At 72.3% G+C, this 13752-nt stretch carries 15 protein-coding genes; 10 read left to right on the top strand and 5 right to left on the bottom strand.

What is annotated here, in order from left to right; genetic code table 11:
* Positions 1-26 precede the first annotated feature (26 nt).
* Together ypfJ and moaB are read left to right on the top strand one after the other, a co-directional pair.
* On the top strand, positions 27-935 hold the full coding sequence (gene ypfJ / locus ACE101_RS24260; RefSeq protein ID WP_379135153.1) for a KPN_02809 family neutral zinc metallopeptidase: 909 nt from the start codon (positions 27-29) through the stop codon (positions 933-935).
* A 10-nt stretch (positions 936-945) separates the two neighbouring features.
* Positions 946-1494, top strand: coding sequence for a molybdenum cofactor biosynthesis protein B (gene moaB, locus ACE101_RS24255; protein WP_379135151.1), 549 nt, complete (start codon positions 946-948; stop codon positions 1492-1494).
* 516 nt (positions 1495-2010) lie between these two features.
* On the opposite strand, the gene ACE101_RS24250 is transcribed toward moaB, so the two are convergent.
* Positions 2011-2514 (bottom strand): hypothetical protein, encoded by a 504-nt coding sequence (locus tag ACE101_RS24250; protein WP_379135148.1) that lies wholly within the window; start codon positions 2512-2514, stop codon positions 2011-2013.
* 111 nt (positions 2515-2625) lie between these two features.
* Between ACE101_RS24250 and ACE101_RS24245 the strand changes: the two genes are divergently transcribed.
* Positions 2626-3744 (top strand): PA0069 family radical SAM protein, encoded by a 1119-nt coding sequence (locus ACE101_RS24245; RefSeq protein WP_379135146.1) that lies wholly within the window; start codon positions 2626-2628, stop codon positions 3742-3744.
* Between the two features lie 75 nt (positions 3745-3819).
* Positions 3820-4101: a hypothetical protein gene (locus ACE101_RS24240; RefSeq protein WP_379135144.1), complete on the top strand. Its 282-nt coding sequence runs from the start codon at positions 3820-3822 to the stop codon at positions 4099-4101.
* 21 nt (positions 4102-4122) lie between these two features.
* On the opposite strand, the gene ACE101_RS24235 is transcribed toward ACE101_RS24240, so the two are convergent.
* Positions 4123-5022 (bottom strand): LysR substrate-binding domain-containing protein, encoded by a 900-nt coding sequence (locus ACE101_RS24235; protein WP_379135141.1) that lies wholly within the window; start codon positions 5020-5022, stop codon positions 4123-4125.
* Positions 5023-5135: 113 nt separating this feature from the next.
* Between ACE101_RS24235 and bioB the strand changes: the two genes are divergently transcribed.
* The gene (gene bioB, locus ACE101_RS24230) at positions 5136-6134 is read left to right on the top strand and encodes a biotin synthase BioB (protein ID WP_379135138.1); all 999 of its coding nucleotides are present in this window, start codon (positions 5136-5138) and stop codon (positions 6132-6134) included.
* A 44-nt stretch (positions 6135-6178) separates the two neighbouring features.
* On the opposite strand, the gene ACE101_RS24225 is transcribed toward bioB, so the two are convergent.
* Positions 6179-7024, bottom strand: coding sequence for an SGNH/GDSL hydrolase family protein (locus ACE101_RS24225; protein WP_379135135.1), 846 nt, complete (start codon positions 7022-7024; stop codon positions 6179-6181).
* A 361-nt stretch (positions 7025-7385) separates the two neighbouring features.
* Between ACE101_RS24225 and fliF the strand changes: the two genes are divergently transcribed.
* From fliF to flbD, 5 genes are read left to right on the top strand one after another with little or no spacing between them, the layout of a single operon-like run.
* Positions 7386-9023, top strand: a complete 1638-nt coding sequence (fliF, locus tag ACE101_RS24220) for a flagellar basal-body MS-ring/collar protein FliF (protein ID WP_379135133.1) — start codon at positions 7386-7388, stop codon at positions 9021-9023.
* A gap of 21 nt (positions 9024-9044) precedes the next feature.
* On the top strand, positions 9045-10097 hold the full coding sequence (gene fliG, locus ACE101_RS24215) for a flagellar motor switch protein FliG (protein ID WP_379135131.1): 1053 nt from the start codon (positions 9045-9047) through the stop codon (positions 10095-10097).
* A gap of 46 nt (positions 10098-10143) precedes the next feature.
* On the top strand, positions 10144-10827 hold the full coding sequence (locus ACE101_RS24210; RefSeq protein WP_379135128.1) for a FliH/SctL family protein: 684 nt from the start codon (positions 10144-10146) through the stop codon (positions 10825-10827).
* Positions 10828-10843: 16 nt separating this feature from the next.
* Positions 10844-11194: a flagellar motor switch protein FliN gene (fliN, locus tag ACE101_RS24205; protein WP_379135125.1), complete on the top strand. Its 351-nt coding sequence runs from the start codon at positions 10844-10846 to the stop codon at positions 11192-11194.
* 55 nt (positions 11195-11249) lie between these two features.
* On the top strand, positions 11250-12614 hold the full coding sequence (gene flbD, locus ACE101_RS24200) for a sigma-54-dependent transcriptional regulator FlbD (RefSeq protein ID WP_379135122.1): 1365 nt from the start codon (positions 11250-11252) through the stop codon (positions 12612-12614).
* A 43-nt stretch (positions 12615-12657) separates the two neighbouring features.
* Here the strand turns inward: flbD and sciP are convergent, their stop codons facing one another.
* Positions 12658-12933 carry a CtrA inhibitor SciP gene (gene sciP / locus ACE101_RS24195; protein WP_012334833.1) on the bottom strand — a complete coding sequence of 92 codons (276 nt, stop codon included), beginning with the start codon at positions 12931-12933 and terminating at the stop codon, positions 12658-12660.
* 109 nt (positions 12934-13042) lie between these two features.
* Positions 13043-13738, bottom strand: coding sequence for a flagellar hook assembly protein FlgD (locus ACE101_RS24190; RefSeq protein ID WP_379135119.1), 696 nt, complete (start codon positions 13736-13738; stop codon positions 13043-13045).
* Between the last annotated feature and the right edge of the window lie 14 nt (positions 13739-13752).

Raw genomic sequence — 13752 nt, 5'->3', positions numbered from 1 at the left:
CCGTCCGGGACGAACGGGTGACGGACATGCGCTGGGAAGACTTTCGGACCTCCGAGAACGTCGAGGACCGTCGCGGCGAGGGCGGCGGAGGCTTCGGCCTCCCGGGCGGCGGGGCGGGCGGCCTCGGCATCGGCGCCATCGTGATCCTGTGCATCATCGGCTGGGTCACGGGCATCAACCCGGCGATCCTGATCGGCGGGGCCGAGATGGTGAACCGGCAGCGCGCCCCCCAGGAGCAGCGCGCGGACGGGCAGCGTCCGGATGGCCAGCGCCGCACCGGCGCGCCCACCGACCAGACCGGGCGCTTCGCCGCCGCGATCCTCGGCAACACCGAGGATGTCTGGAAGGAGGTGCTGCCGAACCAGACCGGGCGGCAATACACGCCCACCACCATGGTGCTCTACCAGGGCGGCACACGCAGCGCCTGCGGCGCCGCCCGGGCCGCGATGGGGCCGTTCTACTGCCCGCTCGACAAGAAGGTCTATCTCGACACGACCTTCTTCAAGGAGATGGAGCAGAAGTTCCGGGTGAAGGGCGACTTCGCCTACGCCTACGTGATCGCCCACGAGGTCGGCCACCACGTGCAGGACGTGCTCGGCATCCTGGGCAAGGTGCAGAAGCGGCAGCAGCAGGTGGACGAGCGCACCGCCAACCAGCTCTCCGTGCGCGTCGAGCTGATGGCCGATTGCCTCGCGGGCGTCTGGGCCAAGAACTCGGACGACCGCTTCAACGCCCTGGAGCAGGGCGACATCGAGGAGGCGATGGCGGCCGCCAACGCGATCGGCGACGACCGCCTGCAGAAGCAGAGCCAGGGCTACGTGGTGCCGGATTCCTTCACGCACGGCTCCTCGGCGCAGCGCATGCGCTGGTTCCAGACCGGCTTCCGCAGCGGCCAGACGCAATCCTGCGACACGTTCCGGGCGGCGCAGCTGTAGGAGGCGGCCCATGGCCCTCGACACCGCCCGCCCCTTCGTCCCGCTCCGGATCGCGGTGCTCACCGTCTCGGACACCCGCACGCTCGCCGACGACCGCTCCGGCGACACGCTCGCCGGACGCCTGACCGAGGCCGGGCACGCGCTGGCCGCCCGGGCGATCGTGCCGGACGACGTCGAGGCCATCCGGGGCCAGGTGCGGGCCTGGATCGCCGATCCCGGCATCGACGCGGTGATCACCACGGGGGGCACCGGCTTCACCGGGCGGGACGTCACGCCCGAGGCCCTGGAGCCCCTGTTCGAGAAGCGCATGGACGGCTTCTCGGCGATCTTCCACCGCATCTCCTACGACAAGATCGGCACCTCGACCCTGCAATCGCGCGCGACGGCCGGCGTCGCGGGGGCGACCTACATCTTCGTGCTGCCGGGTTCGCCCGGGGCCTGCCGGGACGCCTGGGACGGCATCCTCGCCGCCCAGCTCGACTACCGCCACCGGCCCTGCAACTTCGTCGAGATCATGCCGCGCCTCGACGAGCACCTGAGGCGCGGGGCCGGCGCCTGAGCGCCCTGCCCTGGCCCGTCGGCTCCCGAGGCGCTGGATGCTCTCGGCGATGCGCCGCAGCTGGCGGGCGTGCGTCTTCTCACCGTCCGGCGAGCCCCGGTCGCTCAGGATGCCGACCTCAGTCGGTGACGGGATGAGGATCGACAGGCTGACCTTGGTCGGCCCGTCCTTGTCCTCGCCGTCCCGGTTGAGGGTTGTCGATCTCGAAGGCCACGTGGACGGAGGAATCCGGCGAGGTCGCCTGGGCGCCCTTCTCGATCTCCTCGGGTGACCAGGCGTTCGGCAGCTCGACGGTCGCCAGCGGCTCCGTCGTCGGGCAGCTCGAACGGCTCGGCGGCGGCCGCGGTGGCGGCGATCGTCAGGGCGAGAGCCGCGGCGAGGAACTTCAGGCTTCCCGAGACAGCCGCTCCGGGCTGGGCCGGACCGTCCCGTCCGTCATCCCGTGCTCGGTTAGACCGTCGCCGTCCACTCGTGGCTCGGGGGAATCCACGAGGTCCCTGTGGATCGCTCCGTACGTCACTCCCGCATCAGCATCCCGTTGAGCCGGCGTACCCGCAAGCGGCCGGCGAGCGGCAGCGCCTCGCGGCGCACCACGTCGCCGGCCCGCATGGTGCGCGTGCCGGCCACCGTCTCGATGCGGGCGGCGAGGCGGTGGGGCAGCGGGGCGTGCGGGCGGCGCAGGCGGCCGAGCACGCCCTCCGGCGCCGTTCCGGCGAAGCGGTCGAGGGTGCGGATCCAGCCCTCCGCCGGCACGTCGCCGGCCTCCAGGCAGAACAGCCAGGACCGGCGCGCCACCGCCGCCGCGGCGAACCAGGGATCGGCGCCCCGCGCGACCAGGGCGGCGCCGGTCCGGTCGGCCACCAGGGCGAGGTCGCGGTCCGTGGGGTCGGCCGCCACGATCACCGCGTCGCCGACCACCCCCGCCGCCACCCCCGCCACCAGCGCCGACAGCGAATCCGCCAGTGCCTCGATGGCTTCGGGCCTGTCCGCTTGCCTGACATGAACGACGGCGGTGATCATGCGGCGGCCCTTAACCCATGCATCATCGGTCGTCCTGCCTCGATCGGCGCCACTTGCCAATGTTCACTTTTTGTTCCAGTCTTGTCCGGGGATCGGGCGGGGATCGGGATCGTGGCGGGGCAGGACGGCGGAATCCGGGGCGATCGGCGCCTGTCGGCCGCGACGCCGGCGGCCGAGCAGCGCCGCGGCCGGGGCGCGACCGCCAACCCGACCGGGCGCTTCGAGCCGGCGCGGCGCGAGGCCTTCGCGGATGGCTGGGAGCGCGACGAGGCGCTGCCGCCCCTGCGCACCGAGGTGACGATCGAGCGGGCCCGCACGATCATCACCCGCAACGACTCGCCCGACATCGGCTTCGACCGCTCGATCAACCCCTATCGCGGCTGCGAGCACGGCTGCGTCTACTGCTTCGCCCGGCCGAACCACGCCTATGCGGGGCTCTCGCCGGGGCTCGACTTCGAGACCAAGCTCTTCGCCAAGCCGAACGCCGCCGATCTGCTGACGCGGGAACTCTCGGCGAAGGGCTACCGCCCCCGGGTGATCGCCCTCGGCACGGCGACCGATCCCTACCAGCCGATCGAGCGGCGCCACCGCATCACCCGCGGGGTGCTGGAGGTGCTCGACCGTTTCAATCATCCGGTGGGGATCGTCACCAAGTCGGACCTCGTGCTGCGCGACCTCGACCTCCTGCGGAGCATGGCGGCCCGGGGCCTCGTCCGGGTGGCGCTCTCGGTGACGACCCTCGATCCGGTCCTCGCCCGCCGCATGGAGCCGCGCGCGCCGCGGCCCGAGAAGCGGCTCGCCGCGATCCGGGCCCTGGCGGATGCCGGCGTGCCCGTGATGGTGCTGATGGCGCCGGTGATCCCGGGCCTCAACGACCACGAGATCGAGGCCCTGCTCGCCCGCGCCCGCGAGGCCGGCGCCAGCGAGTGCGGCAGCGTGCTCCTGCGCCTGCCGCACGAACTCGCCGACCTCGTGCGCGACTGGTTCGCCGAGCATTATCCCGACCGCGCGGCCCGCACCTTCGCGCTCCTCGCCGAGGCCCGGGGCGGGCAGGTCTACGACGCCACCTTCGGCCGGCGCTTCACCGGCAGCGGCCCCTACGCGGCCCTCCTCGCGGATCGGATGCGGCAGGCGGCACGGCGCCTCGGCTACGGAGAGGGCCGCACGCCGCTGCGCACGGACCTCTTCGCCGTCCCGGTGCCGGAGGGCGGGCAGTACCGGCTGCTGTAGGGCGGCGCTCCCGCCTGATCGATCCGGAACGCCCCGCCGCCGCGGTTGTTCTCCCCACCAGCCCGGAGGAACTGCATGCGGATCGTGGCCAAGGCGTCGGTCGTCGCCGTCCTGACGCTCGCGAGCGTCGGAGCAGCGGAGGCGAAGGGCTGCATCAAGGGAGCGATCATCGGCGGGATCGCCGGCCATTATCTCGCGGAGCGCGGGGTGGTCGGCGCCGTGGCGGGCTGCCTCGCCGGCCGGGCGCTCGCCAACCGGCGGGCCCGCCGCGACATCGAGTACGGGTCCCGGGTGCGGACGCGGGATGCCGGTTACGGGCCGTCGCGGGCCTATCCCCGGCGCGACTACAGCTATTGAGTGAGGGCGGCGACGTCCCGCTCACCCCAGCTCCGCCAGCGCCGGGTCGATCCCGAGTTCCCCCGCGAGCCAGCGCGCGAAGGTGCGCAACGGCGCCCGCCGCTTGGTCGCGGCCGGGAAGACGAGGTGGTGGCCCACATAGGTCACGTCCTGCGCGCGGCCCAGCAGGGGCGCGACGAGGCGCCCGCTCGCGATCTCGCGCTCCGCCAGCAGCGGCGATTCGAGGGCGACGCCGAGCCCGTCCGCCGCCGCCGCGATGGCGAGGAAGCTGCGGTCGAAGCGCACCCCGGGGGGGCGCGGCGCCGGCAGGCCGTTGCGCGCGAACCAGAGCGGCCAGCGCACCAGCTTGTTGTCGCTCTGGATCAGGACCTGATCGAGGAGGTCGGCCGGGCTGCGGATGCGCTGGGCCCGCACCGGGTCGCAGAGCGGCATCACCGTCTCGGTGCAGAGGGGGACCACCACCAGTCCCTCGCCCCGCGGGGGGCCGTAGACGATGTCGGCGTCGAACTCGTCGGTGGTGAAGCGCGCGTAGTCCATGCCGGCGGCGAGCCGCACCTCGAAGCCCGGATGGTCGGCGAGGAAGCGGGCGAGCCGCGGGGTCAGCCACTGCGCGGCGAAGCTCGGGGCGCAGTGCAGGCGCAGCAGCTGCGGCCCGCGCGCCGCCACGAAGTCGAGCCCCCGGTGCAGCTCCTCGAAGGCGCGGCCCACATGCTCCAGCAGCACCTCGCCGGCGGGCGTCAGCGTCACCCCCTGCCCGACCCGCTCGAACAGGGCGACGCCGAGGGCCTCCTCCATCTTGCGGATCGCGTGGCTCACCGCGCTCGCTGTCAGGTTGAGCTCGGCGGCCGCCGCCTTGAAGGAGCGCCGGCGCGCGGCGGCCTCGAAGGAGCGGACGGCGGAGAGGGGGACCGGGAGCGACATGGCGCGACGATGGGCGAGATGCGCCGCCGCTGACAACCGTCGATCCGGACGGAGGACCGGATTCCCCTTCGCCCGCACATCCTCTATGCGGGACGAAAGACAAGAGGGACCCGATGAGCACCACGACCGAGCGCCCCGACGCCATCCGGCACGATTGGACCGTCGCGGAGATCCAGGCGATCCACGACCTGCCGCTCCTCGACCTCGTGCACCGGGCCTCCCTCGTCCACCGCGCCCATCACGACCCGGCCGACATCCAGCGGGCGAGCCTGCTCTCGATCAAGACCGGCGGCTGCCCGGAGGATTGCGCCTATTGCCCGCAATCGGCCCACCACAAGGAGGCGGGCGTCGGGCGCCAGCGCCTGATGCCGGTGGAGACGGTGCTGCGCGAGGCCGCCGCCGCCAAGGCCGCCGGCGCCACCCGCTTCTGCATGGGCGCCGCGTGGCGCCAGCCGAAGGACGGGCCGGAATTCGACGCGGTGCTCGCCATGGTGCGGGGCGTGCGCGGCCTCGGCATGGAGGCCTGCGTGACCCTCGGCATGCTGACCCCCGCGCAGGCCGGGCGCCTCGCCGAGGCCGGGCTCACCGCCTACAACCACAACCTCGATACCGGGCCGGACTTCTACGGCGACATCATCTCGACCCGCACCTACGCGGACCGGCTGAACACCCTTCAGGCGGTCCGCGACGCCGGGATCGGCGTCTGCTGCGGCGGCATCATCGGCATGGGCGAGGGCGTGACCGACCGGGCCGCCATGCTCCAGGTGCTCGCCAATCACGCCCCCCATCCGGAAAGCGTGCCGATCAACGCCCTGGTGGCGGTGGCCGGCACGCCGCTCGCCGAGCGTCCGCCGGTCGATCCCCTCGACCTCGTGCGGATGTGCGCCACCGCCCGCATCGTGATGCCCAAGGCCCGGGTGCGCCTCAGCGCCGGCCGCAAGAGCCTCACCCGCGAGGCCCAGGTGCTGTGCTTCCTCGCGGGGGCCAACTCGATCTTCTACGGCGAGCGCCTGCTCACCACCGCCAACAACGAGGCCGACGCGGACGCCCAGCTCCTGCGCGACATCGGCCTGCCGGTGCCGGCGATCGAGGCGCTCGAGGCGGCGGAGTAGCGGGAGCGCCCTCGCCGCAGGAGGGAGGGCGCTGCGGGCGCCCCTCAGCCCTTCCGGGTCGGCAGCGCGTCGCTGACGGCCGGGCGCTTGGCGCGGGCCACGGTCTGGGCGGCGGGCAGGGATGCCCGGACGATGCCGCGGCTCAGCGCCTCGGCGAGGCAGTCGTAGCCGCGGTCGCTCATGTGGAAGCGGTCGCCCGAGAGCATGCTGAGGAGGAGCGCCGGGTCCTGGCTGTTCCAGTCCTTCATCAGCGCGTAGCGGGAGAAGACGGGCACGCGGGCCTGCATCGCCACGGCGGCCACGATGCCGACGAAGCGCTCGTAGCGCGCGTGGTCGGGAATGCCCGGAAAATACTGCTGGTCGATCAGCACGAGGTCGATGCCGGCGGCGCGCACCAGGGCGATGCCGCGCTCGACCATGGCCCGGAAGGCCGCCTCGTCGCCGCCGGTGATCGCGTCGTTCGTGCCCACCTGCCAGAGGACGAGGTCGGGTTTCTCCGGCCCGGTCAGCGCCCGCTCCAGGCGCGCCAGGGTCTGGGACGCGGTCTCGCCGCCGATGCCCGCATTGGCGACGCGCACCGGCGTGCCGCGCCATGCGGTCGAGAGATCCTCCTCCAGCTGCTGCGGATAGGCGGCGGCCGGCGAGGAGGCGCCGATCCCCTCCGTCGAGGAGGAGCCGATGGCGAGCACGCGCACCGCCTCGTGCCGCGTCACGTGCCCGCTCAGGGATGCGAGCTGAACCTGATCGAGAAAGCGCGGCGCGGCGCACACGGCCTCCGCCGCCCGGACGGGGCCGGCCAGCGCCAGCGAGAGGACGCAAGCCGCAACGAACCACCGCCCGAGGCCGTCCGCGCACCGGACCGCCCGGCCAAGATCAAACCGGAGTCGCATCGTCAGAATCGCAAGGAGAGAGAGGGAAGCTCGGCTGTCCGCCGATGATCAGGGCAAGTAGCATGACTTGTTCTGATCATCCAGTGAAATTCTTCTCTCGAAATCATTACCCCGTAAGATCCGTCAAGGTGGTCGGCAGCTGCCATCCGCCACGCTTCACATTGCGATCTTGGCCGTGACGGGGCCTTAAGCTTGACGATGGGTGACGGGCGCGGCGGCGGCCGGCGCGGCTTGTCCCGATGGGGTTAACCGGGTGGTGAGGATCGCCGCAGCCGCGTGCGGTCCGTTAACCGGTCACTAACCACGTCCCGGCAATTTTTGCCTAAGGGCCCGGTCGGCCCGGGGGTGGGTTGAGCGCGTCGTGAAGCCGGTTCTCGATCTGGTGGCGAAGTTCGGACCGGCGCGGCTTGCCGCGATGGGGGCCGTGACGCTCACCCTCGTGGGCTTCTTCGCCTTCGTGATCCTGCGCGCCGCGCGGCCCGAGATGGGCGTGCTCTACGCCGACCTCTCGATGCAGGATGCGAGCGCGGTGATCCGCGACCTGGAGGCGCGGGGCATCCGCACCGAGACCCGCGGCGATACGGGGCAGACCGTGATGGCGCCCCGGGCCGATCTCGCGCGGCTGCGCATGGACCTCGCCGGCAAGGGCCTGCCGAGCGCCGGCGGCGTCGGCTACGAGATCTTCGACAAGGGCGACGCCTTCTCGTCCACGAGCTTCGTGCAGGGGGTGAACCACCTGCGCGCCCTGGAAGGCGAGCTCGCCCGCTCGATCCGGGCGATCGGCCGGGTGCAGGCGGCGCGCGTGCACCTCGTCATCCCGGAGAAGCGGCTGTTCAACCGCGACCGCGAGGTGCCGAGCGCCGCGATCGTGCTCAAGCTCGCGGGCGAACTCGATCCGGGGCAGGTGCGGGCGGTGCGCCACCTCGTGGCCTCCGCGGTGGAGGGGCTGAAGCCCGAGCGCATCTCGATCGTGGACGAGCGCGGGCGGCTGCTCGCGGACGGGGCGGCCTCCGAGGAGGGCGAGGCCCGCCGCGGCCTCGACGAGCGGCAGGCCGGCCTGGAGCAGCGCCTGCGGGCGCAGGTCGAAGGAATCATGGCCGGCATCGTCGGCTCGGGGCGGGCCCGCGTGCAGGTCGCCGCCGAACTCGACGCCAACCGGGTCGAGAGCCGCTCGGAGACCTTCGATCCCGAGAGCCGGGTGGTGCGCTCGACCCAGACGCGCTCGGAGATGCAGGCCTCGCAGGGGCCCGGCGAGACCGGGGTCAGCGTCGGCAACGAACTGCCCGGCGCCCGGGAGAACCAGCAGCAGACCGGCACCCGCGAGAACACGAACAAGAACGAGGAGACCACGAACTACGAGATCTCCCGGGTGACCCGCACGGAGGTCAACGAGGGCGGCCGCATCAAGCGCCTCTCGGTGGCGGTGGTGATCGACGGCACCTACGCGCCGGGGCCGGACGGCAAGCCCGTCTACGCCCCGCGCCCGCAGGAGGAGCTCGACCGCATGACCGCGCTGGTGCGCACCGCCATCGGCTACGACAAGGCCCGGGGCGATCAGGTGGAGGTGGTCAACCTGCGCTTCGCCGACAGCCCGGTCCCGGCCGAGATCGCCGAGGAGGGGTTGCTCGCCTCCCTGCTCCGGCCGACCAAGGAGGAGGTGCTGCGCTTCGCCGAACTCGGCGTGCTGGCGCTCCTCACCCTGGTGGTGGTGCTGGCGGTGGTGCGCCCGCTGCTGCGGCAGGTGATCACCGTGGAGGTCGCGCCCGCGGAACTGGCGGCGGCCGGCGCCGGCCTCGGCCCCGGTTCCGCCGTCCCGACCCTGCCGGGCGCCGCGCCCGAGGACGCCCTCCTCCCCGAGAGCCCGGCCCACCGGCTCGTCGAATTCGCCAAGGTCAACGGGAAGATCCAGGCCGAGACGATCGAGCGCGTGGCCGACATCGTGCGCCAGAACCCGGCCGAGACCGCCGAGGTCCTGCGCGGCTGGATCAACGACCGCTAGAGCCCCGAGAGACCAGAACCGATGGCCGTCTCCCCGCAACCCGCCCTCGCCGACGCCATGATGGCGAGTTCGCGCCTCGCCGATCTGCCGGGTCCGCAGCGCGCGGCCGCGCTGCTGCTGCTGCTCGGCGAGGAGGTCGGCGCGCCGATCTGGCGGATGCTGGAGGAGGACGAGGTCAAGAAGGTCTCGCACGCCATGGTCCAGCTCGGCTCGCTGGAGGTCGAGACGGTCGAGCAGCTCATCGTCGAGTTCGTGTCGAAGCTCTCGGCGAGCGGCGGCGTCAGCTCCAGCTACGAGCGCACCGAGGCGCTGCTGCTCAAGATCTTCCCGCCCGAGCAGGTCTCGCTGATCATGGCGGAGGTCAAGGGCGCCTCGGCCCGCCGGGTCTGGAGCAGCCTGACCCAGATCGACCCCGAGATCCTGGCCTCGTTCCTGCGCAACGAATACCCGCAGACCGTGGCGGTGATCCTGTCGCGGGTGCGCTCGGACTATGCCGCCCGGGTGCTCACCATCCTGCCGGAGGATTTCGCGATCGACGTCCTCAACCGGATGCTGCGCATGGAGACGGTGCAGAAGGAGGCCCTGCGCCACATCGAGGAGACCTTGCGCAGCGAGTTCGTCTCCACCATCGCGCAGACGACGCGGCGCGACGCCCACGAACTCATGGCGGACGTGTTCAACGCCTTCGACCGCCAGACGGAGGCGCGCTTCCTCACCGCCCTCGACCAGAACAACCGCGGCGCTGCCAAGAAGATCCGGCAGCTCATGTTCACCTTCGAGGATCTCCTGAAGCTCGATGCCGGCAGCGTCCAGACGCTGATGCGCAACGTCGACCGCGACACGCTCGGCCGCGCGCTCAAGGGCGCATCCGAGCCGGTGCGCACGTTCTTCTTCGCCAACATGTCGACGCGGGCGGCCAAGAACCTGCAGGACGAGATGGCCTCGCTCGGCCCGATCCGCCTCAAGGAGGTGGACGAGGCCCAGGCCAAGATCACCGAGATGGCCAAGGACCTCGCCGAGAAGGGCGAGATCATGATCGCCAAGAACAGCGCCGAGGAGGAGCTGGTCTACTGACCGGCGCCCCCGTTCCAACCGCCCCGAGATCCCATCCTGATATCCCATGGCCCAGCCCCGGCGCTTCCTCTTCGACAACGACTTCCGGGTCCCCGGCGGCAGCGCCGCGCGGGCGCGGGAGGAGGCCGCCGAGGCCGAGGCCGCGGCCCGGCAGCGGGAGGAGGCCGCCCGCGCCGCCGCGCAGGCGCAGGCCGCGGCCCAGGCCGAGGCGGTGCTGCGGGCGCAGGTCGAGGCCGCCCGCCAGAGCGGCCTGCAGGAGGGCCGCGCCCAGGCCGAGGCCCAGGTCCAGGCCCGCCTCGCCGACGCCCTCAACCGCCTCGCCACCACGGCGGTGGGCCTGCTCGCGGCGGCGGATGCCCGCGACGCCGCCCGCGAGGCCCAGGCCCTCGACTTCGCCGTCGCCCTCGGCCGCAGGATCGCCGGGGACGCCCTCGACGCGCATCCGGTGGCGGCGATCCTGGAGACCGCCCGCGCCGCCCTGCACCATCTGCGCGGCGTGCCCCACCTCGCCGTGCGGGTGAACGACGCCCTGGTGGAGGAGACGGAGACGGCGCTCGCGCGCCTCGCCCGCGAGCGCGGCTATGACGGCCGCCTGATCGTGCTCGGCGATCCCGACCTGCCCCCGGGCGACGTCCGCCTGGAATGGGCCGATGGCGGCATCGTGCGCGAGCGCGCCGCCATCGAGGCCGCCATCGAGGCCACCCTGGCCGCCGCCCCGAACCCCGCCTGATCCCGAAAGGTCCCCGATGAGCCCCGAAGACGATCTCGGCCTGCCCCAGCTCAGCGAAGCCGATCTCGCCTACGACCAGAACGGCGCCGATTCCCTGCGGGACGGCCCGCCCATCTCGAAGAGCGCGCTCGATCTGGAGCAGGTCTTCGACGTGCCGGTGATGGTCTCGGCGGTGCTCGGGGCCTCCCGGATGCCGATCGGCGACCTCCTGCGCCTCGGGCCCGGCACGGTGCTGGAGCTCGACCGCAAGGTCGGCGAGGCCATCGACATCTACGTCAACAACCGCCTCGTCGCCCGCGGCGAGGTGGTGCTGGTCGAGGAGCGCCTCGGCGTCACCATGACCGAGATCGTCAAGGGCGACGCGTGATCCCCGACCGGCTCCACCGGCGCCGCGAGGCGTCCCCCGAAACGGAGTGCCCGCCATGCGCCTTCTGATCATCGGACGCCTGAACGGCGAACTCGTCACCGCCTCCAAGATCGCCATGAGCCGGGGGGCGGCGGTCACCCAGGCCGACGGGGTCGAGCAGGGCCTGACGGTGCTGCGTGCCAAGGGCGCCGACCTCGTGATGGTGGACGTCTCGCTGGCGATCCGCACCCTCGTCGGGGCGCTCGCCGAGGAGCGCATCCGCACGCCGGTGATCGCCTGCGGCACCGGCTCGGATGCCCGGGCGGCGGTGGCGGCGATCCAGGCGGGGGCCAAGGAATACATCCCGCTGCCTCCCGATCCGGAGTTGATCGCCGCGGTGCTGGAGGCGGTGGCGGCGGATGCCCGGGCCTTCGTCTGGCGCGACCCCGCCATGGAGCGGGTGGTGAAGCTCGCCGAGCAGGTGGCGCGCTCGGACGCCTCGGTGCTGATCAGCGGCGAGAGCGGCACCGGCAAGGAGGTGCTGGCCCGCCACGTCCACGCCCGGTCGGGCCGGTCCGCCAAGCCCTTCGTGAGCGTCAACTGCGCGGCGATCCCCGACGCGCTCCTCGAATCCGAGCTGTTCGGCCACGAGAAGGGCGCCTTCACCGGGGCGGTGGCCCGGCGCATCGGCAAGTTCGAGGAGGCCTCCGGCGGCACGCTCCTCCTCGACGAGATCTCCGAGATGGACGTCCGCCTCCAGGCCAAGCTGCTGCGGGCCCTGCAGGAGCGGGTGATCGACCGGGTCGGCGGCGACAAGCCGGTGCGGGTGGACCTGCGGGTGATCGCCACCTCGAACCGCAACCTCGCCGAGGAGGTGCGCAAGGGCACCTTCCGGGAGGATCTGCTCTACCGCCTCAACGTGGTGCATCTGCGCCTGCCCGCCCTGCGGGAGCGCCCGGCCGACATCCTCGAACTCGCCGCGCATTTCGCCCGCAAATACGCGGAGGTGAACGGCATCCCGGCCCGCCCGCTCTCGGCGGAGGCGCGCCGCCTCGTCGTCGCCAATCCCTGGCGCGGCAACGTGCGGGAGCTGGAGAACACCCTGCACCGGGCCGTGCTGCTCGCCAGCGGCGCGGAGATCGGCGCGGAGGCGATCCGCAGCCCGGAGGGCGAGGCCCTCGACGGGGGTGCCGGAGCCGCCGTGCGGGCGGTGCAGACCGCGGAGGCCGTCACGCGCGGCCTCGTGGGGCGCACCGTGGCGGAGGTCGAGCGCGACCTGATCCTCGACACCCTGGACCATTGCCTCGGCAACCGCACCCATGCGGCGCGGATCCTCGGCATCTCGATCCGCACCCTGCGCAACAAGCTCAACGAGTACATGCAGGCCGGCATCACGGTGCCGGAGCCGGGCCAGGCGCGGGCGATCGCCGCCTATGGCTGACGGCATCCGCGACGCGACGGCTCCCCGCCGCGCCGCCGGGCCCTCACTGCCGGTAGTGCTGGATGCGCGTCGTGCGCAGGCCCGCGAGGCCGTGCTGCTCGATCGAGTACTGCCAGCTCAGGAATTCCTCGGTGGTCAGGGTGTAGCGCTGGCAGGCCTCCTCGAGGCTCAGGAGCCCGCCGCGGACGGCCGCCACCACCTCGGCCTTGCGCCGGATCACCCACCGGCGGGTGTTGGTCGGGGGAAGGTCCGCGATCGTCAGCGGGCTTCCATCGGGCCCGATGACATACTTCACCCTCGGGCGGTGCGGTTCGGTCATGATACGCTCTTACACTCGACTGACCTGTCACGATTCAGGCTAGCCAGCCGCGTTTAAGATTGCTTGAATCCGATTCTTAGGATCTGATTCGTGTGCGTAACCCTGTGGATCACGCCCCCGCCGCGGCGCCGCCGATGGCCTGGAGGCTGCTCAGGGGCACCTCGCGGCCGCCGACGCTCAGCATCGGCTCCGAGCCGGTCACGTCCACGCTCTCGATCTCGCCCGTCACCGTCGTGTCGACCGAGACGCTCTGGCCCGTGGCATCCACCGCCTGGACCTTGAGGGTGTAGGTGCCGTCCGGCGCCGTGAGGCCGGTGGAGGTGCGCCCGTCCCAGGTGAAGCTCTGGCTGCCGCTCGTCAGGGCCTTGGTCTGGGTGGCGACGACGTTGCCCTTGGCGTCCGTGATCGTCAGCGTCGCCTTGGTGGCCGCCCGTGCGGCGTTGAGCGTCCAGGCCGCCGTGCCGGTGCCGTCCGATCCCTTGGAGAGGGTGGCGGTGGTGCCGTTCGCCGTCACGGTCTTGCCGACGAGCCCCGCCGCATTGGCGGCGGCCGAGGCCTTGCTGGCGGCGAGCAGGGTGTCGAGGCGGTCGTTGGTCTTGAGCTGCTGCTCGACCGAGGCGAACTGCACGAGCTGCTGCGTGAACTGGTTGGTGTCGAGGGGATCGAGGGGGTTCTGGTTCCGGAGCTGCGTGGTGAGCAGCGTCAGGAACTGGTTGAAGTTGCCCGCGATGGTGGCGGCGTCGCTCGCCGTCGACGAACCGGTGCCGCTCGTTCCCGAGAGCGCGTTGCTGACGCTGGAGGCCATGGGGATCCCGTCGG

The sequence above is a fragment of the Methylobacterium carpenticola genome (genome assembly GCF_042748905.1).
GTDB lineage: Bacteria > Pseudomonadota > Alphaproteobacteria > Rhizobiales > Beijerinckiaceae > Methylobacterium > Methylobacterium carpenticola.
This window is presented reverse-complemented; position numbering and strand designations above follow the sequence as displayed.